General features: G+C 45.5%; 20 protein-coding genes, 1 tRNA gene, 1 rRNA gene, 3 riboswitches and 2 other annotated features. Of the genes, 6 read left to right on the plus strand and 16 right to left on the minus strand.

Features of this window, described 5'->3' with window-relative positions:
- Positions 1 to 101 precede the first annotated feature (101 nt).
- Positions 102 to 1,427: a type I glutamate--ammonia ligase gene (gene glnA, locus LX24_RS05810; protein ID WP_166511198.1), complete on the plus strand. Its 1,326-nt coding sequence runs from the start codon at positions 102 to 104 to the stop codon at positions 1,425 to 1,427.
- 133 nt (positions 1,428 to 1,560) lie between these two features.
- Here the strand turns inward: glnA and LX24_RS05815 are convergent, their stop codons facing one another.
- The 12 genes from LX24_RS05815 to LX24_RS05870 form a co-directional block, all read right to left on the minus strand.
- Positions 1,561 to 2,667: a PRK06851 family protein gene (locus LX24_RS05815; RefSeq protein WP_166511199.1), complete on the minus strand. Its 1,107-nt coding sequence runs from the start codon at positions 2,665 to 2,667 to the stop codon at positions 1,561 to 1,563.
- Between the two features lie 256 nt (positions 2,668 to 2,923).
- Positions 2,924 to 3,214 (minus strand): hypothetical protein, encoded by a 291-nt coding sequence (locus LX24_RS05820; RefSeq protein ID WP_166511200.1) that lies wholly within the window; start codon positions 3,212 to 3,214, stop codon positions 2,924 to 2,926.
- A gap of 4 nt (positions 3,215 to 3,218) precedes the next feature.
- Complete coding sequence (locus LX24_RS05825) at positions 3,219 to 4,052, minus strand: nitrilase family protein (protein WP_166511201.1); 834 nt, start codon at positions 4,050 to 4,052, stop codon at positions 3,219 to 3,221.
- A gap of 73 nt (positions 4,053 to 4,125) precedes the next feature.
- Positions 4,126 to 4,998, minus strand: coding sequence for an energy-coupling factor ABC transporter ATP-binding protein (locus LX24_RS05830; RefSeq protein ID WP_166511202.1), 873 nt, complete (start codon positions 4,996 to 4,998; stop codon positions 4,126 to 4,128).
- Complete coding sequence (gene cbiQ / locus LX24_RS05835) at positions 4,995 to 5,774, minus strand: cobalt ECF transporter T component CbiQ (RefSeq protein WP_166511203.1); 780 nt, start codon at positions 5,772 to 5,774, stop codon at positions 4,995 to 4,997. Before cbiQ ends, LX24_RS05830 begins: the two co-directional genes overlap by 4 nt.
- Positions 5,775 to 5,783: 9 nt before the next feature.
- Complete coding sequence (locus LX24_RS05840; RefSeq protein ID WP_166511285.1) at positions 5,784 to 6,065, minus strand: energy-coupling factor ABC transporter substrate-binding protein; 282 nt, start codon at positions 6,063 to 6,065, stop codon at positions 5,784 to 5,786.
- A 14-nt stretch (positions 6,066 to 6,079) separates the two neighbouring features.
- A complete protein-coding gene (locus LX24_RS05845) occupies positions 6,080 to 6,802 on the minus strand; it encodes an energy-coupling factor ABC transporter permease (protein ID WP_166511286.1) in 723 nt (240 codons plus the stop codon).
- Between the two features lie 151 nt (positions 6,803 to 6,953).
- On the minus strand, positions 6,954 to 7,721 hold the full coding sequence (gene cobK / locus LX24_RS05850; protein ID WP_166511204.1) for a precorrin-6A reductase: 768 nt from the start codon (positions 7,719 to 7,721) through the stop codon (positions 6,954 to 6,956).
- Between the two features lie 363 nt (positions 7,722 to 8,084).
- Positions 8,085 to 8,285: riboswitch (cobalamin riboswitch) on the minus strand.
- Positions 8,286 to 8,391: 106 nt separating this feature from the next.
- The gene (locus LX24_RS05855) at positions 8,392 to 8,868 is read right to left on the minus strand and encodes a hypothetical protein (RefSeq protein WP_243131633.1); all 477 of its coding nucleotides are present in this window, start codon (positions 8,866 to 8,868) and stop codon (positions 8,392 to 8,394) included.
- Between the two features lie 46 nt (positions 8,869 to 8,914).
- Positions 8,915 to 9,679, minus strand: a complete 765-nt coding sequence (locus LX24_RS05860; RefSeq protein WP_166511205.1) for a TatD family hydrolase — start codon at positions 9,677 to 9,679, stop codon at positions 8,915 to 8,917.
- Positions 9,680 to 10,049: 370 nt separating this feature from the next.
- Positions 10,050 to 10,754: a FadR/GntR family transcriptional regulator gene (locus LX24_RS05865; RefSeq protein WP_166511206.1), complete on the minus strand. Its 705-nt coding sequence runs from the start codon at positions 10,752 to 10,754 to the stop codon at positions 10,050 to 10,052.
- A gap of 504 nt (positions 10,755 to 11,258) precedes the next feature.
- On the minus strand, positions 11,259 to 11,894 hold the full coding sequence (locus LX24_RS05870) for a C40 family peptidase (RefSeq protein ID WP_166511207.1): 636 nt from the start codon (positions 11,892 to 11,894) through the stop codon (positions 11,259 to 11,261).
- Positions 11,891 to 12,023: riboswitch (cyclic di-AMP (ydaO/yuaA leader) on the minus strand. Its footprint overlaps the gene before it by 4 nt.
- 322 nt (positions 12,024 to 12,345) lie before the next feature.
- On the opposite strand from LX24_RS05870, the gene LX24_RS05875 reads away from it, so the two are divergent.
- Both LX24_RS05875 and LX24_RS05880 read left to right on the plus strand, forming a co-directional pair.
- Positions 12,346 to 13,329, plus strand: a complete 984-nt coding sequence (locus LX24_RS05875) for a DUF3231 family protein (RefSeq protein WP_207706540.1) — start codon at positions 12,346 to 12,348, stop codon at positions 13,327 to 13,329.
- 122 nt (positions 13,330 to 13,451) lie between these two features.
- Positions 13,452 to 13,661, plus strand: a complete 210-nt coding sequence (locus LX24_RS05880) for a hypothetical protein (RefSeq protein WP_207706541.1) — start codon at positions 13,452 to 13,454, stop codon at positions 13,659 to 13,661.
- A 130-nt stretch (positions 13,662 to 13,791) separates the two neighbouring features.
- Here LX24_RS05880 and LX24_RS05885 read toward each other — a convergent pair.
- Positions 13,792 to 13,869, minus strand: a tRNA-Pro gene (locus LX24_RS05885).
- A gap of 169 nt (positions 13,870 to 14,038) precedes the next feature.
- Between LX24_RS05885 and sigK the strand changes: the two genes are divergently transcribed.
- Entirely contained in the window at positions 14,039 to 14,740 is a 702-nt protein-coding gene (gene sigK / locus LX24_RS05890) for an RNA polymerase sporulation sigma factor SigK (RefSeq protein WP_423244325.1), read from the plus strand.
- Positions 14,741 to 14,907: 167 nt separating this feature from the next.
- On the opposite strand, the gene LX24_RS05895 is transcribed toward sigK, so the two are convergent.
- Complete coding sequence (locus tag LX24_RS05895; RefSeq protein WP_166511211.1) at positions 14,908 to 15,501, minus strand: methyltransferase family protein; 594 nt, start codon at positions 15,499 to 15,501, stop codon at positions 14,908 to 14,910.
- A gap of 620 nt (positions 15,502 to 16,121) precedes the next feature.
- Positions 16,122 to 16,391 (plus strand) — a binding site (T-box leader).
- A 305-nt stretch (positions 16,392 to 16,696) separates the two neighbouring features.
- On the opposite strand from LX24_RS05895, the gene pheA reads away from it, so the two are divergent.
- Positions 16,697 to 17,689, plus strand: a complete 993-nt coding sequence (gene pheA, locus LX24_RS05900; protein ID WP_166511288.1) for a prephenate dehydratase — start codon at positions 16,697 to 16,699, stop codon at positions 17,687 to 17,689.
- A 187-nt stretch (positions 17,690 to 17,876) separates the two neighbouring features.
- On the opposite strand, the gene rrf is transcribed toward pheA, so the two are convergent.
- Positions 17,877 to 18,070, minus strand: a 5S ribosomal RNA gene (rrf, locus tag LX24_RS05905).
- Positions 18,071 to 18,198: 128 nt separating this feature from the next.
- Positions 18,199 to 18,559, minus strand: a sequence feature (16S ribosomal RNA rRNA prediction is too short).
- 118 nt (positions 18,560 to 18,677) lie between these two features.
- The gene (locus LX24_RS05910) at positions 18,678 to 20,099 is read right to left on the minus strand and encodes an RtcB family protein (RefSeq protein WP_243131635.1); all 1,422 of its coding nucleotides are present in this window, start codon (positions 20,097 to 20,099) and stop codon (positions 18,678 to 18,680) included.
- A 386-nt stretch (positions 20,100 to 20,485) separates the two neighbouring features.
- Positions 20,486 to 20,598: riboswitch (SAM riboswitch) on the plus strand.
- A gap of 88 nt (positions 20,599 to 20,686) precedes the next feature.
- On the opposite strand from LX24_RS05910, the gene LX24_RS05915 reads away from it, so the two are divergent.
- Entirely contained in the window at positions 20,687 to 21,883 is a 1,197-nt protein-coding gene (locus tag LX24_RS05915; protein ID WP_166511212.1) for a homocysteine biosynthesis protein, read from the plus strand.
- The last annotated feature ends 7 nt before the right edge of the window (positions 21,884 to 21,890 follow it).

Raw genomic sequence — 21,890 nt, forward strand, 5'->3', positions numbered from 1 at the left:
AAACCGGCAAAGAAGCCGGCGCAAGGCTTGTAAAAACAAACCTTGTGCCGGCTTTTTATATTAAAGCTAATCACTTAATCATTAGAAAGGTGGTTTCGACTATGGATAAGAGAGAGGTAATTGCTGAAGCAAGGGAAAAGGGAGTAAAGTTTATCCGTTTGCAGTTCACTGATTTGTTGGGGGTAATGAAAAACGTAGCCATCACCATTGACCAACTGGAAAAAGCGTTGGACGGGGAATTAATGTTTGACGGATCTTCGATATACGGTTTTAGCAGGATTGAAGAGTCTGACATGTACCTTCGTCCCGACCCCGACACCTTTGTGGTTTTTCCATGGCGTCCCAGGGACGGCGGGGTGGCCAGATTAATGTGTGATATTTACAATCCTGACGGTAGCCCCTTTGAAGGCTGTCCCAGGGTAATCTTAAAACGCCAATTGGCCAAAGCGGCTCAAATGGGCTATTCCATGCAAGTGGGTCCGGAGTTGGAATTTTTCCTGTTCTGTGTGGACGATAATAATATACCCACTTTGAAAACTCACGACAACGCCGGTTACTTTGATCTTTCACCGGTTGATCTTGGAGAGCAAGCTCGCAGAGACATAGTGTTGACTCTGGAGGAAATGGGGTTTGAAATCGAGGCCTCTCACCACGAAGTGGCCCCCGGCCAGCATGAAATCGACTTTAAGTACTCGAACGCCCTCGATATAGCGGATAAAATCGTTACCTTTAAATTCGTGGTGCGCACCATTGCCCAACGACACGGCTTGCACGCCACCTTTATGCCCAAACCCATATATGGCATCAACGGCAGTGGCATGCATACCAACCAATCATTGTTCAAAGGTGACAAAAACGCATTTTATGACGAAAATGACATTCCGATGCAATTAAGCCGGGAAGCATACTACTATATAGGCGGTTTATTGAAACACGCCCGGGCTATGGCCGCTGTCACAAATCCAACGGTAAACTCCTACAAGCGCCTGGTACCCGGTTATGAGGCACCGGTATACCTTGCTTGGAGCGGACGTAACCGCAGTCCCCTGATCCGTATCCCCGCCAAGCGTGGACAGAGCACCAGGGTTGAACTGCGTAACCCGGATCCATCCTGCAACCCCTACCTGTCCCTGGCCGTTTGCCTGGCAGCCGGTTTGGACGGTATAGCCAATCAAATAGACCCGCCGCCGGCATGTGACCGAAACATATACAAGATGACAAAAGATGAGCTGGATGAGCTGGGCATCAAATCACTACCCGGCAGCTTGCCTGAAGCATATGACGAACTGAGCAGGGATGAAGTGATCAAGGGTGCTCTGGGCGAACATATTTATGAAAAACTGGCCGAAGCCAAAGCAAAGGAATGGGAGAGCTTCTCTTTACAGGTGCACCAGTGGGAAATTGATCGCTACCTGGCGTTATTTTAACAGTTTATATCATTGCCCGAAAAAAGTGCCGCCACCTTACACAGGTGGCGGCACTTTTCCAATAGGTAAAGCCTTTCCCGGTTTGGTCGCTGTTTAATTTAAAGATGCAGCCCCGCTAACAATTAACCAGCAATCACCTGGTGACCAGCTCTAAAATACGTGCCAGGGTTTTTTCTCGCCGGGCGTTTATGGCTTCGAAATCCATGTAAGGTGCATAATATTTCTCCATATCGTCGTGCCCGGCTTTAGCCTGGCGAATAAATGATATGGCCTGCTCCATGCATTCCCGGTACATTTTACGGGCTTTGGTCTTTTCCATCAGGTATTTTTCATTGAGAATGGGATTTACACATTCCATGGTATCGATTACCACATCCCCGGCCCGGGGGCGAAAATCGTGTGGTTCCACCGAATTAACGATGGCTACATCCAAGCCCGGTATTACCAAATGATCGATTAAATCAGGTTCCAGGGCGCAGTGATAAGCTTCCACATCAAATCCCCTCATCATGGCTGCGTCCATCAACCTGGCCACCAGTATATTTTTACCCGTTCCATCGTCTCCTTCAATTATATACCGCTTGCCGATATGATCCACAATGGTGGCCAGGTGACTCACCGGACCGTCGGGTGTAATGGCGGTGGCAAATAATCGCCTGGCTTTGGGGTTATCAGTTTGCCTTTCCTGACCCTCAAAGATTTCATGCACCAGTTCCAGCACCATGCGATCAAAACTGCCCACGTTAATGGCACCCGTTGCGGTATAATATAACCTTACCTCATTGAGAAAAATTTTAGCGGCAGCCAAATAAGCATATGCCCGCTTAAAAAGTCGACCAACCTCCTTGTTACAGGCTAAGATCTCCTGCTTATTGGCCCGGATAGCTTGCTCATTCCAGTGGTCGCCCAAATGAATTATTTCGTCCACAGCACCAGGATGTTTGGGATCCACTATATGGGGAGCAGTGCCGTCCAGCATGGCCACACCTATGGCCGGAATTACAATACCATCCAGTGAACCGTTATCCGAGGAACAACAATGGAACTCCACATCGTATCCCCGTTCTAGCATTTCTTCAGCAATTTTGCGCATAAAAGTAGATTTACCAACACCAGGCCCGCCTTTAATAACAAAAATCCTGGTAGCTTCCTGTTGATCAATAATATAATCATAAAAGGAATAAAAGCCCTGGCTGGTGTTCCCACCGGGAAAAACTTTTTTCATTCTTCCCCTGGACAAATGAGGTTCCCCCTTTAACGCATATACCTGCCGCCATCCCCATAATAACCAAAAGCAGCAGGCACCCTTGTTTGTGGCTGATAATTACTGATTCTTACCAGAATCTTTCCGGCGCAATGGCCGAAAAATTTTTTTTGCTTGCCACAGGGTTAGTTTATTATATGCGTCCACCAGTCAAAATGATTTGTCAAAGGGGGAACCGGACTTGTCACATATTGGGCACGGCGCCTAAGGACGTTACTTATCACTAAAAGATTCAATGGCACTGGCATCTCATTTCCGGTGGTATGTCGATGCCCTGTGCCTCCAGGTATTCTTCGGCCTTGTGGCTTAGATAATGCACCAGTGACTGGTTTTCGTCGTCGGTTAAACTTACCGCATTGGATATGAACGACCCGCTTTGCAGGTTGAGCATGCCAAAATAATCGTTTCCCTTAAGCCGGAAATGGAATTTAACTTCGTACAACTCATCCTCAACCAGGCCTATAGCTGTAATTTTAATTGCATCAATAATGTTGTTACCCATGGTATCGCCCCCGGTAATCAAAAATTTAACCCCTCTTGAGCAGATCGCCATATAATTCCGGCCGCCGGCTGTCCAGGAAAAAACTATGGCGCATAGAACTGGACTCCTTACGGCGGATGGTATTGATGATAACGGGATCAAGGTCGGCTACCAGCATTTCTTCACGATCATTAAATGCTTCAGCAATAACGTTACCTTTGGGATCAATCACTAAAGCTCCACCGCAAAAACTGTGTCCGGCACCGTCATTTCCCACCAGGTTGCAGGCCGCCAAATACACTGCGTTGTCGTAAGCCCGGGCTGTCATGTATTTCAACCAGATTTCTCTACGATTTCCCACTATGGTTGGTGATGCATGAGGTGCAAAAACTATCTCTGCCCCTTTAAGCGACAATATAGCGGTGACTTCAGGGAAATGTAAATCCCAGCATATTTGCACTCCGAAGTTCAATTTATCATGACCGAACACAGGCAATTCAGCACCCGGTGTGAAGTTTGGTTTTTCGCTGTTGCCCAAATGAGTTTTTCTATATTTAAGCAACTTTCCATTGGGATAGGCCACCAGTTGAGTTATGTATGGCCTACCGGTGGGCGAGGCTTCCGCCAATCCCGCCAGAACCACCAGGTTGTACCGGCGTGCCATGGTCATGATACGCTCTGATGAGGGACCGGGTAGTGACTCTGCGGTAGGACCGGAGCAGTTTCGGCTGTACCCCTGCACGCTTAACTCGGGAAAGCAAATAATATCAACTTTTTGACCGGCCGCTTCTTTCACGAAGGATTCCATTTTGTTTAAATTTAAGGTCGTTGCGGCCAATTGCGCGTTCATTTGCACCAGGGCAACCCGTGTTTGTTCCATTTTTTCACCCTAATTACATAATGTTAAACTCATATAATCTTATAATAGATTGCTATTTAATACGGGTCCTTAACTATACTACCTTTATTGTAACACCGGCAGCGGCCCCTGATCCATTTCTAATCAATTCCATTAAAGTGTCTTTGTTACTGGGTACGGGAACAGTTGGGGCAATCAGTTCGTTATCAATTAACTCCCAGTATACTTCCAACATCCAGGGAAGTTTCAGGCCGCAGCCAGCCAGCAACTCCCGGTCTGCAAAAACCTCCCGGGGGGTTCCTTCCCCGGCAACCCGACCTCGTTGGAGAACGTAAACGTAATCGGCCCAACTGTAGGCCAGGTCAACATCATGGGTGGACATTACCAGGGTTTTACCCTGCTTGTTTAACTGCTGCAGCAAGCTCATAATTTTGCCCGCCATCCGGGGATCCAGACAGGCGGTGGGCTCGTCGAAAACAATTACCCGGGGCTCCATAGCCAGCACTCCGGCGATGGATACCCGCTTCTTTTGCCCGTAACTTAAAAAATGGGTGGGCTTATTTTGCAAGTAATCAATTTCTGTTTCTTCCATGGCTTTATGGGCCCGGTCCAGTGCCGTATTTTTATCCAAACCCAGATTTAGCGGCCCGAAGGCAACATCCTGCAGCACACTGGCCGAAAAAAGCTGGTTGTCCGGGTCCTGAAATACAATACCTACATTTTTCCGTAGTTCAATCAAAGATCTGTGCCGGTAATCCACCGGCTGTCCATTGAATAATACAGCTCCCTGCCGGGGACGCAAAATACCATTAAAGTGTAAAAACAAAGTGGATTTACCCGCTCCGTTTGTCCCCAGTACCGCCACTTTTTGTCCTTCTTTGATGCACATGGTCATACCATTCAGCGCTCTGGTACCGTCCGGGTAGTCATATATCAAATTCCGGGCCTCAATAATATATGGTCTCATAATATTCCTCCCGCATACAGCGCCCAGGCCGCCAGTATACCGTCAACCGTTACTATCACCAGCACGTGACGTGCCGACCAGTTCCGTTTTTCTTCCACAAAATGCAGCTGCCCGTCATAACAACGTGCCACCATGGCGTCATACATGCTTTGGGATTGCTTGTAGGACTTGATAAACATAGACATTATCAATTGGCTTAGAGCGGTAAACCCGGTGCGCATATTTCTATAACCCAGCCGGGAAGACTGGGCAGTGTATATTTGCCCGGACATTCCCAACAATATGAATATCAACCTGTATATTAAAGCAATTAACTCCACCACCAGTGCGGGCATCCGCAATTTTTTCAGTAAACCCACAGTCTCCGTCATGGGTGTAGTGAGGGATAAAAAATACAGACAGGAAACCGCACCCAGTGAGCGAAAAAACAATTCCGCCGCAGTAAGAAGACCTGCCCTGGTTATACCCACGGTAAAACTTCCCGGGTGGACGGCCCATAGAAACTGCTGTGGTTCACGGGTTACCGAAACCGCCACTGCCAACACGCCAATAATCAGAAAGGAGCTGGGCACCATCAGCAGCTTGGCATAAAATCGCCATGGTACCCCGGCCCCAAACACCACCACCCCGGCCATCAACAGCGTGATAACCAGGGATGTGGCCAGTGATGGCAAAGCCAGGCAAATCCCGATGGTAATTACAAAAAAGAGGGTTTTTTCACCGGGGTGCATCCGAACCAGTCTGTTGTTGTATGCAAAATGATCAATTAATAACATACCGGATATTTAATCCCTTTCGGATTTTTTACTGCCCTTCATATACCCCAGGTAATAACATATAAAGCCCGCCCCCAGCGCCCCTTGCAAAGCAAATAACAGGCTTTCAATTTCCCCGCTGGGTGGCTCCCAAATAGAGGAAAACCAGGGTTCATAGTGGGGATTGATTTGCATAATAGCTTCTTCCGCCTGCCCGTCAGCTCCTTCGAATGCCGCTCCGTTGGCCATGATAAGCGGTAGTACTATGAAGACTGCCAACAAAACAAGCAGTAGTAGATTATTGCGCAGCATATTATTTTTCACGATTACCGCACCTCCCCCTGTAGGTGATCAGGAATTACGGCCAGCTCAATAAGCTCGTTCTGATTGTAATTATACAGTAAATTAAAGACCAGTACAGTAAGTAATCCTTCACTGATGGCCAGGGGAATTTGGGTAACGGCAAAAATCGCGGAAAATTTAGTAAAGGAGGCCGCAACTCCCCCGACAGCATCCGGTATGGCCAGGGCTAATTGAATTGATGTGGTAATGTACGTGAGCAAATCACCCAGGGCTGCACCTGCAAAGACAGCCAGCCACACGGGTGTGCCCAGTCGCCGGCACAATCTGAAAACTCCATAAGCCACAAAGGGACCCACCACGGCCATGGAGAAGGCGTTGGCACCCAAGGTGGTAATGCCGCCATGGGCCAAAAGCAGCGCCTGGAACAACAGTACAATACTCCCCAGTACCGCCATGGCAGCCGGGCCGAACAATATAGCACCCAATCCCACACCCGTGGGATGGGAGCAACTACCCGTCACCGATGGTAATTTTAGGGCTGACAAGGCAAAGGCAAAGGCCCCGGCAAAGGCAATGAGCATTTTCATTTTAGGGTTTAAACCAACTGTTTTGTTAATTGAAATCAGTCCCATGATAAAAAATGGCAAGGTTAATAAATACCATGCCGCGCACCATGTCGAAGGCAGGTAGCCCTCCATAATGTGCATGGCGTAAGCATTTTCCGGTATCACCAGCACCAGCAGCATGAAATAAACAAATGCCAAGCAAATAAATTTGGGTCTTATTGCCTCAAATACCGTTGTTATTGATAATAAACCTTTCAATAAATGCACCTTCTTTCATTGTAATAAAACAAAACTACAACGCATTAAACGTGTAATAAAGCTGTGTAAATTTTTACCGGGGTTGTAATGGTAGCTGTTGGTTAATGACCTGTACAGCTTCATCCCACCGGTACTCCCTCTGCGTAGTGGCACTTGGCCTTTTGACAATCACAACGGGAATTTTCAAAGCAAGGGCAGCATCAATTTTTGTGTCGGTACCCCCGGCCCGGCCGCTGTCTTTGGTGACCACCACTGCAGCCCGGTACATTTTAAACAGTGCTTTGTTGATTTGTTTGGAAAAGGGCCCCTGCATGGCCACAATGTCCCTGGTATGAATGCCCATGTCCTGGCATTTTTTAACCACCTTGTGCTCGGGCAATACTCTTACCACTAATCGAATGCCTTGTGTTTTTTGCAGTGCTACGAAGTGTTCCAGATCGTGGCTGCCCGTGGTCAAAAAAATTGTTTTTCCTAAACCGGCAGCTTTTTGGGCAGCCTCGGGCATGGAGGATACCGGGTGCAGCAGTTCATGGCATATATCTGTCTCCTCCCGGCCTATGCGCAGGTACATTATATTGTTTGCCCGGCACTGCCGGGCCAGCTCATCTTCCCCTTTTCCATCGAATGGGTGCCTGGCGTCAACTACGGCCTGCACCCCCAGTTCTTCCAGCCAGGTACCTGTACCGGTGTTCAAATTTTTATCTACCAAGATAGCCCCGTATTCTACAGCCAGTTCCCTGCCATAATCCGTAGCGGCCAGGGCCCCCACCCGGTACCCTTGCCCTACAAGTGTTTGGGTTATTAATTTTCCATCGCCTGTACCCTGTAAAACTAGAATCAAATAAAACCACTCCCAGTACAAAACCCCCTGGTATTAGCAGGGGGTTTAAAAATCACGGCGACCGCAGGCAAACCACAGTTCAACCACCCCCTAATAAAACTATCAGCGGTGCGTTTGAACAGGCCCGGTTTGCTGATTTGGTTATGCGGCCCCAAGTAACTTTGGGTTACCATGCCTACACAGCGGAAGATGTAACCGAATTTAAGCTGTGCGCTTCTCGAGCCACAGCACCTGTTTACATGTATAACAATAACTAAAGCCTTAGCTCCCACGTCAGCTAAGGCTTATCTTCACACTACCGTAAAAATACCGATTATTACGGCTGCAAAGTATAACCACACCAATCCTCTCCGTGGGAGGTCATTTATGTGTGCAACCCGGGTAGGTCTCCTGACTTATGGTTCATTGCACGCCTTTTATCCTTCCCGGTTAAACCGGTGGTAATCAAAAGGTGGCTCGCCATTTACAGTGGCCGGACCGTCCAGGACTTTCACCTGGTTCCCTGTTATCCCCTGGTAAACTATGTTTAAGCATGCCAGGGGCACCCGAGCGGTAAACTTTGTTATTAGATTATATATATTTGCAATAATAACACATTTATGCCATATTGTCCATACTGTAGCGGCATTGATACACCCTGACAACTGTTTCACATGCTTTTAACCGATGACTATTGCAGCAATATGGACAACAACCCCAACGGATTGTTTAATAGCAACACATCCGTGGCATCGAAGCTCAGCGTCACATCCCTTGTAATATTTAATGGGACAACCTCCAAAGTAACAGTAGCCCGGGCAGTGGTACCCTGAACAGTTATATCCCGCACATTGTGCAGTTTGATATTACCCCTCAATTGGTCAACCAGCTTTTCAGCAACGGGAGTTGCAGCGCCCACATACCTTTGGACGATTTCCATATTGCCACTGTTAATACCATTGATCAGTTCGGTAACGGCATTCTTGATATCTTGTTCAGTAAGCACAACAGGGTTTTCTACATAATCTTTGCCGGGTGAGCAGCCTACCATAAGTATGGCAGCTGCAATTATAAAAATTAATACCCGCTTTATATCGTTTCTCATGCCCTGCCCGGTAATAGAACCCCGTACAATTAAAAATTTGTTAAAACAACCGGTCTCTTCCACCGGGTCTCCCTCCTTTAACAAAAATTGATATAACCGTTTTGGGGCGCTATATTCCGTACAATTGAGCGGCATTTCCTCCTGCCAGTGCACTAATCAAATTTTCATCAACCTGACGGGAACGCATGTACTCCACCGCGTTTACAAACCCCGCCGGGTCATTGGGCATGATATTACTATAATCGCTGTTCATCATTCCTCGAGCGAACAGGTCAAGATGTTCCACCAGTACCGGAGCGGTCAGATTTTGTTCCCGCATGGTCAACCCCGGCAAGGCACCAAAATCATTAATTTGTCCGATGATATCAAGATGGGCGTGGTCAATAACCATTAGCGCAGGGTTAATACCTACTCGCCCGGCTATATTTAACATCTCATCCACCACAGCAGGCCGGTTTTCCTTGGGAGTATGTATAATAACCGGAACATTACAGTTTTTGGCCACCTCCAGCTGAGCCCGCAGTACATCCTTTTCCAAAGTCGAAATTTGGTTTATCCCTACTTCTCCGATGGCTACCACGGTATCACGATTGATAAACTCCGGCAAACTGTCAATCACCCTGGGCCAATCTTCCGGAATGCCGGCCGGGTGTACACCCACCGCCGAAAAAAGTTCTATGCCAAAGGAAGCGGCCAACTGTCTGTAAAACCCGTCAATCATTCTGAAATGGTCAAAATAGCTTTCAGCATGCCGGGCTGCCAAAACAATAGCGCAACTCACCATTTTGCCAATTCCTTTTTCCGCCATGATCCCAAAACCTGCATGGGGTATCATACCGGCATGGGTATGGCTTTCAATATAACATTTTGACATTTTAAAAACCTCTCTTTCATAACACTTAAATGTCAGGATACCAGGGATACATCGAGCTGGTAGACAAGTTCCCGAAAGGCTCTGGCTCCAATTTCTCGGGTGCAATATACAATCATAGTATATTTCCTGCACATTCATATTATTTCCTGCCGGCAACCGCGCGAATTGGAACAATACAAATTCAAAGCCCTAAAAAAAACAGGAACCTCTCGGTTCCGACGATAAAATCACCAGTAATTTTATTATAATGCATTATAATTCCCCTATTCTCCTACTGGTATTATGGTATGACCATAACAAAGCATCAAAATTACCTTGAATGCAAAATCTTTACCTGCTTGCTACTGATTTATGCATGACAATGTAACACTCAAATGTTGTTAAACAGGTACTCTTCGGCCTTGGACAAGTGCTCAAACATTGCCCTACGGGCTCCTTCGGGATCCTTGTTTTTAATGGCATCGTATATAGCTTGATGTTCTTTAATGATTCTCGGCGGGTTATCGGGATTTTGATACAGTACGTGCAATGTTGCGGATAAAACACGGCTCATAACATCACCGACGGTATTCATCAGTTTCAGCAGAAATGAATTATGAGAAGCCTCGGCAATGGTAAAATGAAACTGCAAGTCTGCCTCACCGCCCAAATTACCCTGTTCCACATCGTTCTTTAACCTTTGCAAAGACATATTAATGGTCTCTAATTGTTCAGGACTGCGACGCTGCGCAGCTAAACCTGCGGCTTCCACTTCCAGAATTCTACGCAGTTCCATGAATTCCCGAACGTTCTCACGGTCTGCGGGTAGCACCGGTGAGAAAGAATTCAGCAATATCTCAACATGTTGTTCACTGATATAAGTTCCTTCACCCGGTTTGATTTTAATTATGCCCATAGCTTCCATCACCCGGAAAGCTTCCCGAACAGCGGAGCGGCCCACCTGAAATTTTTCGGCCAAGTCCCTTTCGGACATCAGCCTGTCGCCGGGTTGCAGAGCGCCACTGTTAATCATGGCCTTAACCTGATCGATAATTTCCTCGTATATTTTTTTAGTTTTGATTGGTTTGAATTCCATTTGTGTCCCTCCGTACTTACAGCAAACATACTTTAATAATTATAGCATATTTAACTCGTACGGTGGACTTAGGCCTATTTTTGTACTGATTATAGTTTTTCTTTAACCCTAATCTTAACAATTGCTGTGCTGCTGGTCATATCATTAAATTAAAGCCTTAATTTTTTCCTATTTCAATAGCAGCGTTCCCAATCACCTGCATTGTATAAATATCACCCCAAAAAAGACTTTCTGAACCGGTGGAAACCCGGCCGTAAAAGTCCGTGCAGTGACCCATAAAGATGTGGAAAGATGAAGTATACGGGAAGCAGCTATACATCGATCTTGCAAAGAATGCCTCACATAGAAATGTATTTGATTTCCGTGGAAGAATAGGCTTGAGTTTTTCGCACGTTTACTTCTAATTTTGACAGGTTTCGGAATGGTGCCAAACCATTCCGAAACCTGTCTTTGTCTTATTCTTTTCCCGGTTTCTTTCTTCTGAAACTTTCTCCCATACTATAACTATGGCACTATCCGGCTAAAACCATGCAGGCGTGACCCCCAGTATCCACCGTAAACGGAAGCGGTTTGCACACCCTGGCTGGAAGTGGCGCTGATAAATTTACCGTCTCCCAGGTAGATACCGATATGATTAATGACACCGCTGCTGAAAGCCACTAAGTCACCTGGCCTTGCTTCCTGTTTAGATACCCTGGTCCCTCTGTGGAATTGTTCCGCCGCAGTACGGGGTAGATCAATACCCATGTGTTTGAAAACATACTTGACATAACCGGAACAATCAAAACCGGCAGGTGTTTGTCCACCATAAACATAAGGCACCCCGGTGAATGATTTTGCATAGCCCAGCAACATGTCGGTACGGCTTGTTCCCCGGGATACAGTCACCGCTGGAGTTTGGCTTGCAGAGGCATCGGCTGATATGAACAATCGTTGTCCGGGAAATATTAAAGTTGTATATACCGCATTTAATTGTTGAATTTGCTGTACTGAAACACCATACTGCCTCGATATTTTCCACAATGTATCACCGGGTTGCACGGTATAATAAGTATCGGCATAAGCCGGTGTAGCCAGTCCCAACAAGATAGTACCAAAGGCTAAAGCTAAAAGATGTTTCCAAAGTTTTGTCATGTCCATGCTCGCTTTCTACACCTACGGGGTTAGCTGGCGGGTTAGGACCGAAAGGTAGCCCCTTGCTTGTTAGCAATTCACCCCGAGAAATGGTTCCCCCGCTTCCGCAATGCAGGAATTCGGCGTTTAATTTTATGATGGTTCATTATTTAATTATTTAGCTGACCACCCCCCATTAATATGGCTATAATGTCAAAATTTACATCCTTGCTATTCTTATGTACGCAGGATAGGTCAAATTTTGGAGGGTATTGTCGATAATAATATGCAAAAAAACTGCCGGTCAAACCCTTTAGGAGTGCCGGCAAAAATATTGTTTTACGTTTATATCAATTGCATAAAATAGACGGCATGTGAAAAATTATTCCAAAACCCTTATAAACAACAGTCTAAAGTATATTGAATAATGATTAGCGGCCGGGTGGAAACTAAAAGAAAAGTTATGAGAGGGGAAAACGTGTTGATTTCTACATTATTGAGTAAAATTAACAAAAACAGTCACTACGAAATCGGATTGTCCGAAGTACACTACCTTTGGCATATTATTAAAGCAAAGTATGATTTCCTTCATTTCAGCGATATATGGGCCAACCAGGTTCATGATAAAGACTTGCTTGCCATTATAAAGATTTACGGTGCAGAAATTCGCAGTGATATCAAGACTTGGGAAAAATACCTGCACGTTTTTGGTGTGCGCGGACCAGACGGCTATACTCCAGTCGCACATACAATATCCAACCCTCAGTTGGTTCGAGACCAGCTCGTTGCCACATTGCTATTTAGTTTTTCCCAGGAACATATTAACATGCTTATCAAGTCCTTTCGTAACTCGACCACAAATGATGGTATAAAAAATCTTTTCAAAGATGGTGCTAAAAAGGCGGTTAAACGGTTTAGCCTCATTGCCAAGTACATTAAAACCAAAGGCTGGATCGCCAAACAGCCTATGTACCAAAACCAACCTACGGACAGTAATGAAGAGCTATGCGCGGGAGAAGCCCTACATTTGTGGGACCATTTGAGTTACCGAAACGATAATATTGAAATGACGCAGACATTCATATCCTTTGTCAAAGACAGTGACTTTAGGCTGTTACTTGAAAGAGGTTTACAGTCTCTTGTAAAACAGGCAAGAAGTCTTGAAAAGGAACTTATCCAGCTCAAGATCCCCCTACCGGACAGACCCCCCAATGTGAAACCACCGGTAGCTGCAAAAGACCTGATTGATGATGATAACATTTTTAGGTGGGTTTACCAGGGAATCCAGGGTGCACTATCAATACATACCCTATCTCTCGTTGAGTGTATTCACAATGATAGGATCAGGGATTTGTTTAGTGAATTGCTCTTCAGTGAATTAGATATGCTGTCATCAATAACCAAATATGGCAAATTGAAAGGTTGGCTGAACCCGAGTCTCCGTTACGGAATGTTGAGATAACTACATTAACCGTCTTGGCCGGTTAAAATATTTATTTCAAACCGGTTAAGAGACAAACATGAATGACTTCGGTTATTTTGGGCAAATTATCTGCAAAGTCATGTTGGGGGTTAGTTTACTTGGTGAAATATTTTAAAGAATATAACTTTTATGACCCTTTATTGACAGAAGCGCTAATTAATTTACAAGTCGCTAAAAACCAATTTGACAATGCCAGCACTCCAGATATGGTTGATATAGCTATCTATGAATTATCAGCCGCGGAATTGCATCTAAAAGCTGTACTAAAAAAAGTACGTAATGACAGCGTAAATAAATTTGACATTGAATGAAATTTTTAAAAGGCGTTGTTTAAATATTAAAATTATTGCCACTATTATAATCGAATTTTTCAACCGCGGCCTAAAATTTTAAACCCGTGAGCCCTTGATATTAAAGGCTTCACGGGTTTTTAAAAAACACTGGTCGGAGCGACACGACTTGAACGTGCGGCCTCTACCACCCCAAGGTAGCGCTCTAGCCAAACTGAGCTACGCCCCGCCGACATCTTTTGTTCGGTTGCAATAGCTATTATATATTCAGACCTAATAAAAGTCAAGGATATTTTATCTGCCTAATCATGGTTATTCAACAAATTTTAAAATGTACAGGCACACTTATAGTGTGTCTATCATAAAATATATAACCTATTGCATAAAAGGGGGAATGTGTGTTGCCCGGATTCTGGACCCTAGCGGTTGCGTCATTAATCCAAGGGGTAATGCTGCTTATCTCGTATGTGGCCCAAAATAGTTTTCCCAAGCCGCTGACGGAGGAAGAGGAACAGCTTTACCTGGAGAAGTTGGCGCAGGGGGATGAACAGGCTAAAGAAGTGTTAATTGAGCGTAACCTCAGATTGGTGGCTCACATAATGAAAAAGTTTGAGAACAGCGGTGACGATTTTGATGACTTGATTTCCATCGGCACCATCGGCTTAATTAAAGCAGTAAACACCTTTAACGGTGAAAAATCCTCACGTTTGGCCACCTACGCTTCCAGGTGCATTGAAAATGAGATATTAATGTATATGCGTTCTAAAAAGAAAAAACGATCGGAAATGTCCTTGTATGAACCAATCGGTACTGATAAAGAAGGAAACGAGATCCACTTTATGGATATCCTTAGCACTGATGCTGAAGCAGTGGCCGAAATGGTTTCTCGCACACTGGACAAAGAACGGTTATGGAAAAAGCTTAAAAAACTTCCCCCCCAGGAGAGAAATGTGCTGGTATTGCGTTTCGGCTTACGTGGTAAAGGTCGAAAAACACAAAAGGAAATCGCTAAGAAACTGGGTATATCCCGTTCCTACGTTAGTAGAATAGAAAAGAGGGCCATTGATCGCTTATCGGAACAGTTCCTGGCCGAGGCTTAAGTAATAATTGGCTGTCTAAATAATTTAACAAAGGTTACTGTCTGACTATTTTTACTCATCATACATGTCGACAAAACAAGGAAAAGTCGCTGCAATAAGTGGCGGCTTTAATTTATTAAAACACAAGATAATTTGCAAATAGCTAAAAGAGTCTTATAGTTGAAAGATCACTTCATTTTAATAAAAGGAATAAGCATGGGAACCCGTTTCTTATAGTCTATATATGCAATACCTAATTCGGCTATTAGCTTTTTTTCTTCCAGGAGACATCCAGTAATTATATAAATGCTTAATACAATATTTGTTATTATATCTGCCATAGTGGCATTTAAGCTCCAAATAAAAATTAATACGCCAAAATACATTGGGTGTCTTACAAACCTATATGGTCCGGTTTCAATGAGGGTAGATGGTTCCTTATAATTGGCTCCTTTAGACATAACCTGCCTTATGCCTAAAAACTCGAGAAAATCAAATTGCCTAAATGACCAAACAAAGATTATTAAAGAAAGGGCTAGTAAAGCATATTGAAGTATATTCCATGGTGGGCTAAAACGGATAACATACGTACTATCTAACATTTTAGAATAAAATAAGATAGGGAAAAAAGAAGCCAAAGCCAGCACATTAAAAATAAGACGATAGTAACGATACCTATTTCCTAATTTATTTTTTGTCCAATCAGTAAACCTATGGGATATCATGATGCTGTGTATGGTTGCCCAGGCGACCCATAGCACAGCTAAAGGCAAGTATTTCAAAGCACTTACCCCCTTTAGGCATTGTCTTTACGGAGCCGTTTTCCGGTGTTTACTTAACCAAGTATGAATAGTATTAGCCGACATTTCATGCTTGCGGGCTACCATGGCAACGTTACCTGTTTTCCGGCACTATTTTATAATTATTCCTTGAATTCATCGCTGTATTGCTTTCTTTTCATGAAAACCTACCCCCTATCACTATGTTAACATGATTTACCATGAGGTGGTATTTTGCGTGGTGATGTGATTTTCTATGTCATTCTTCCATCCACTCTTCCAATAGCTTAGCACCTTTTACCCATGGAGAAAATATTTAGCTATCATTTTACCATCTTTTTTAATATTTCATTGTGCAAAATTGTATTTGACGCAACGCGATGACTTTATCAAGTCTTGATATCCCCTGCTAGCTGTGGCAATACTGATTTTCCTTCGGGAAACAGAAAGAACGGTGGTGCAGTAGCCAGACGATCAGTAACCATGTCGAAGTACCTATGGTTGTTTATCCTAATGTCCCTTATCTTAATACGCACCAGGGTTCATCAATGCGATTATGGTCCTTTTTAAGCCTTGCTAAAATTGCACTGCGGTGATATATTATTATACAACATCAAGATTGTATAAATTCTATGAGGGAGAAAAGTAGGCTGGAAACAGGCCCCCAGGGAGGGAACGTCATCGACTGGAAGCGTTCCCGGGTTATGACCAACTGAAGTTCTCTCCGGAGAAGCCAGCTGAAACCAATTAGGTAAGTAGGCCAGGACGTATTCCTCCCACGTTACAGGGCAGGGGGTATCGGATTTTATTCCTGTACCTGGCCAAGTGGATCTATTTTTTAGTTTCAGATCAACTAGGGTGGTAACGCGGTGGTAATGCCTCTCGTCCCTTGGGATGAGAGGCATTTTTGATACTTTAGCAAATTATGCTTGCCATATTTATGGCAAACGCTAAGGACTAAAGTACTGAAAAGCGCGCAGGGGAAACCGAATGTGCGCACTTTTCTTGTAAATACCGTGACAGTATAAATTCCCGTACCCTTGATAAGGGGGCCTGCTGTTGGTGGGTCAACCAGGGTGGTACCGCGGAAGCAGCCCGTCGCTTTCGTCCCTGCAGGGATGTGCGACGGGCTTTTTATATTTTATACTTTTCAGGGTTAACCCGCTGCAATAGGGAAAAAACCACAGGAGGAATTATCATGCGAACTTTGGGTTATTTGGGACCGCCGGGCACCTTTTCACATACAGCTGCATTAAACTACTCCGATATACACGGTTATACCCCCGTATGTTGCGTAAACCTGAGGTCGATTGTTCAAAAGGTCGCATCGGGGGCTTTGGCCTGCGGAATTGTGCCGGTGGAAAATTCCCTGGGCGGTTCGGTGGGAGAAACACTGGATCTGTTAACCGTTGCCGAGGGAATATACGTAACCGCTGAATTAAAACTGCCGGTAAAGCAACACTTGCTGGCCCGTCCAGGGGTAGCCTTGGCGGATATAGAAAAAGTATATTCGCATCCCCAGGCCCTGGCCCAGTGTCGCAGTTTTCTGGAACAACGACTGCCCGGAAGGCCCGTAGTGGAAGCAACCAGCACTGCAGCAGCAGCTCTAAAGGTTACCGAAGCTAATGATGTGGCGCTGGCAGCGGTGGGCTCTAGCAGCGCAGCCTTCACCTACGGCCTGCAAATATTGCATGCTGATATACAGGATAAAGCAGATAACGCAACCAGGTTTTTCGTACTGGGGAGAGAGGAACCAATATTCACCGGACCGGCTAAAACATCTCTGATACTGGCTCTGCGGGATTGTCCCGGTGCACTGTACCGTATTTTAAGGCCGCTGGCGCAATTGGATATAAACCTGACGCGTATAGAATCAAGACCATCAGGTGGTAAACTGGGTGATTATATATTTTTTATCGATTTTATTGGGCGTACCGATTGCCCGAAAGTACGTTATGCCATTAAGGAGTTGCAAAAAAATACTTTATGGCTAAAACTGCTGGGTTGTTACCCTGACGTTACCGGAGGGATACGGCACAGGTCCGGGGGAAAAGCGCGGTTGACTGGTTTACCTGGCCTGCGTGCAGAAATTGATTCGGTGGACACTGCTATATTGCAGCTGTTGGCTAAACGAAAAAAACTGGTTGAACAGGTGGCCGCATTTAAAAATAATATAAATTGCAGGAAATAACAATTATCGTCGCAGATTAAAAAATAATGTTTGTAGATTCGATTACTATATTTTCACATTTAAGCGGAGGAATTATATGTTTACTTCAACAAATTAACGTTTATACAAAAGTTAATGTGTCAAACACTTAAGTGCTGGATAATATATAAGCCCCCTGGTCTAAAACCAGGAGGCTTACTAAAATAAATTCCGGCAACTACCTACTCTCCTACCCCTCTACCCCTACGGGGCACACGGCGGGGCACACAGCAGGGCATAAGCCCAAGTACCATCGGCCTTAGAGAGCTTAACTTTCCGTGTTCGCATGCCTGTGCCCCGTAGGGGTATGCCCCGGAGGGGTAGGATGGGAACGGGTGTATCCTCTCCAGTATGGTCACCGGAAAACTTTATAAACTTTTAAGGAGTATAAGTTAATTTTTCAGGTGCCAGGCACCTTCTTGTTAACTTATTGTTCCCTCAAAAATGCACAGCTTAGCAAGGGTTTATCAAGTAAAGCTTCACCTGCCGTCCAGCCGCACCTTCCGATACGGCTACCTTGTTACGACTTCACCCCAATTACCGACCCCACCTTCGACGGCTGCCTCCCATTAAGGGTTGGCTCACCGGCTTCGGGTGTTGCGGGCTTTCGTGGTGTGACGGGCGGTGTGTACAAGGCCCGGGAACGTATTCACCGCAGTATGCTGACCTGCGATTACTAGCGATTCCGACTTCATGCAGGCGAGTTGCAGCCTGCAATCCGAACTGGGACCGGCTTTCTCGGGTTTTTGTCCGTTCGTGTCAATGGCAATTTGTGGTTGGTTTATTGGTTCGGTTTAAACAATGTCATTTCCACCATTGCCCTGACTTGGTTTTTTACGCTGCCACCGTAGCGGCGACATTTGTTATGTTATCATTTTAAATAAAACACTGCAACAGGAGAATTTAGTCATAATTAATAATTAATGTATGTTTGTTGTTTCAAATGAAATTTACACCTTCCGTGATATGTTCAATCCTTGCCCTTAATTACCCCCAGTGGTCGAAGTCTTGCTATTTTACGGACCATTCCGATGGCGACCAGGGTTTCCACCACCTGGTCAATATCTTTGTAGGCCACGGGTGCCTCATCAAGCAGTTCTTTGTAATTTCTGCTGTTATACAGTACACCCATCATACTGGACTCAAATTGATCCCTGGATATTTCCTTTATGGCAGATTTTCTTGACATCTTCCTGCCGGCGCCGTGATTGGCGGAGTAAAAAGATTCGGTAGCTTTTTCGGTGCCCGTCAACACATAGGAGGCAGTGCCCATGCTGCCGGGTACCAGCACCGGATGCCCCGTTTCTATGTATGAAGGGGGGTTCTGCGGGTGTCCCGGGGGAAGTGCCCTGGTGGCTCCTTTACGGTGCACCAGAATTTTTTTGCCATTGTGTTTTTCCCATTTGGCAATATTATGGGCCACATCATAAACAAGTTTTAGCCCAAGAGTTTCCGGCGGACAGCCAAAAACATCTCCAAAAGCCCTGCGAACATCATGGGTTATCATCTGCCGGTTGGCAAAGGCATAATTAACTGCGCAAGCCATTGCGGCATAGTAATCCCTTCCTTCTTTGGAATCGACCGGCGCACAGGCCAAGCCCCGGTTGGGCAAGTCAATGCCATGCCTTTTGGCGGCCCCTAACAGGCTTCTACTGTAATCAGTGCAGATCTGGTGACCGAAGCCCCGGCTTCCAGTATGAATCATTACCGCCAGCATGCCCGGTAATAATCCGAAGAGATCACCCTCCACACGGGAATAAACCTCCTCAACTATCTGTACTTCAATAAAATGATTGCCCCCACCCAAGGTGCCCAACTGTTCCTTGCCCCGTTCACAAGCCTTACGGCTCACTGCCTCGAGACTGGCCCCGGAAAGGAATCCCTTTTCCTCGGTATTCTTAAGGTCGTCACTCCAGCCGCAACCTCTTTCAATAAGAGAACCGGCACCTTGATAGATAACGGATTCAAAAATTTTTCCATCCATATCACGGTGTTTACTTTTTTTACCTATCCCTGTGGGCACATATTCTTCTATTTTTTGAAGCAATTTGCGTAGCACAGGTATCGGAACTTCTTTTGCTTGAATATTTGTGTTTAAAAGCCTTACCCCGCAGTTAATGTCCATGCCTACGGCCCCGGCGGAAATTACTCCGCCCTCCGCAGTGGCCATTACCCCGCCGATGGGCAGTCCAAATCCTTCGTGAATGTCAGGCATACCACACACATGCCCTACCACCCCCGGCAGGCTGGCGGCAGCACAAAGCTGCTCCAGGGATTTATCCCTTTTCACCAGGGGCAAAAGATGTTCATTTATAAAAACCAACCCGTCTACCTGCATTTCGCCGGTGCGTCTGAGCCGGTACCTGTTTAAACTTTCCTTGAACAAATCCAATTTTAACACCCCGTAATAATACTTAGTAAAAGTTTTAACCTGACTAACTTGGCGCCCTAGAGGACTGGTATTTCTAACATTACAAAAGACGTAATGTAAGAAATACTGGCGTAAGTCTCCCGCCTCTATAGGCGGTAATCAAACGCCAATTAAGTCATGCATTTGCAGTTCTAAAATTCAGATGGAGTAGAAGAATCTCCATCTGAATAAAGAATTTGCTTCAATATTCGTGAAGGATTAAACCGGTCAGATTTGCTCTGGCATAGCACTTCACCTATTAATATAAATATAATTCAGGACCGTGGTCAAATAATTTATTGGGGTTATTGACAACCAATCACCTTAATTGATAAACTAATGAAGCATAACAAATTTAATAAATAGTGCTCTTATCCGGAGTGGTGGAGGGACTGGCCCTGTGAAGCCCGGCAACCAGCTTTTGCATTTACCGAAAGTATGGTGCTAATTCCTGCAGAAGTTATCTTCTGACAGATAAGAGGTGAGATATTATGCAAACCTCTTCTGTGTCTGGAAGAGGTTTACATTTTGTCGGAGCAGAGCACAAAAATTGGAGGTGGGTTAATTAAATGGCAGTGGAGAAAACTTACCAAGAAATTAACGAACGAATTAAAAAAGGCCAGGCCGTAGTGGTAACCGCTGAGGAGTTAATCACTATGGTTAAGGAAAAGGGAGTAACCCGTGTCACATCAGAAGTGGACGTGGTAACGACGGGAACATTCGGCCCCATGTGCTCTTCCGGCGCGTTTCTGAACTTTGGTCACTCCAAGCCGCGTATTAAAATGCATAAAGTTTGGCTGAACGATGTAGCTGCTTATACAGGCATCGCTGCCGTTGATGCCTTTATCGGTGCCACCGAGGTGCCCGAGGACGATCCTTTAAACACTGTTCACCCGGGTGAGTTCCGGTACGGTGGCGGTCATGTGATTCAGGACCTGGTGGCCCGCAAAAAGATACGGCTTAAAGCCACCGGCTACGGTACAGATTGCTACCCCCGCAGAGAGATTGAAACTGAAATCACCATTGATGATATTAATGAAGCTATACTTTTTAACCCGCGTAATGCTTATCAAAATTATAATTGCGCAGTCAACCTGAGTTCCCGTACCATCTATACTTACCTGGGCATGCTCAAGGCCAACCTGGGTAACGCCCATTACTCCACCTCGGGGCAGCTTAGCCCCCTGTTGAAGGATCCCATGTTTAAAACCATTGGGGTAGGCACGCGCATTTTCCTGGGCGGCGGCATTGGTTACGTGGTGTGGAACGGCACCCAGCACTTCCCGGGAGTTAGCCAGGACAATCAAGGCCAAAACTTTGGACATTCCGGTGGCACTCTTTCTGTACTGGGCGACTTAAAACAAATGAGCCCGCGCTGGCTGGTGGGTACCAGTATGCTGGGTTATGGTGCCACACTAACGGTGGGAATTGGTATACCCATACCCCTGCTTAATGAAGAAATCTGCCGCTATGCCGCGGCCGGGGACGATGAGTTATACGCTCCTATTATAGATTACAGCGACGCATTCCCCAACCTGATACCGGCTAACCTGGGTTATGTTAGCTATGCAGAGTTGAAAAGCGGTAAAATAACTGTCAACGGCAAAGAAGTACCCACGGCACCGGTATCCAGCTATCCAAGGGCTCGGGAAATAGCCGGCACTTTAAAGCAGTGGATACAAAAGGGCGACTTTTTGCTGGGTGAACCGGTGCAACTCTTACCCAATGCGGACGCAGGAATCAAGGCCAATACCTTGAAGGGTTAATTTTAAC

The sequence above is a fragment of the Desulfallas thermosapovorans DSM 6562 genome (assembly GCF_008124625.1).
Lineage (GTDB): Bacteria > Bacillota > Desulfotomaculia > Desulfotomaculales > Desulfallaceae > Sporotomaculum > Sporotomaculum thermosapovorans.

What these genes read in the sequence shown, in the direction of transcription:
- glnA (WP_166511198.1), top strand. Translation starts at nt 102, where the DNA reads ATGGATAAGAGAGAGGTAATTGCTGAAGCAAGGGAAAAGGGAGTAAAG.
- LX24_RS05825 (WP_166511201.1), bottom strand. Translation starts at nt 4,052, where the DNA reads ATGGAACAAACACGGGTTGCCCTGGTGCAAATGAACGCGCAATTGGCC.
- LX24_RS05830 (WP_166511202.1), bottom strand. Translation starts at nt 4,998, where the DNA reads ATGAGACCATATATTATTGAGGCCCGGAATTTGATATATGACTACCCG.
- cbiQ (WP_166511203.1), bottom strand. Translation starts at nt 5,774, where the DNA reads ATGTTATTAATTGATCATTTTGCATACAACAACAGACTGGTTCGGATG.
- LX24_RS05840 (WP_166511285.1), bottom strand. Translation starts at nt 6,065, where the DNA reads ATGCTGCGCAATAATCTACTACTGCTTGTTTTGTTGGCAGTCTTCATA.
- LX24_RS05845 (WP_166511286.1), bottom strand. Translation starts at nt 6,802, where the DNA reads ATGCTGCTGGTGCTGGTGATACCGGAAAATGCTTACGCCATGCACATT.
- LX24_RS05860 (WP_166511205.1), bottom strand. Translation starts at nt 9,679, where the DNA reads ATGTCAAAATGTTATATTGAAAGCCATACCCATGCCGGTATGATACCC.
- LX24_RS05865 (WP_166511206.1), bottom strand. Translation starts at nt 10,754, where the DNA reads ATGGAATTCAAACCAATCAAAACTAAAAAAATATACGAGGAAATTATC.
- LX24_RS05870 (WP_166511207.1), bottom strand. Translation starts at nt 11,894, where the DNA reads ATGGACATGACAAAACTTTGGAAACATCTTTTAGCTTTAGCCTTTGGT.
- pheA (WP_166511288.1), top strand. Translation starts at nt 16,697, where the DNA reads ATGCGAACTTTGGGTTATTTGGGACCGCCGGGCACCTTTTCACATACA.
- LX24_RS05915 (WP_166511212.1), top strand. Translation starts at nt 20,687, where the DNA reads ATGGCAGTGGAGAAAACTTACCAAGAAATTAACGAACGAATTAAAAAA.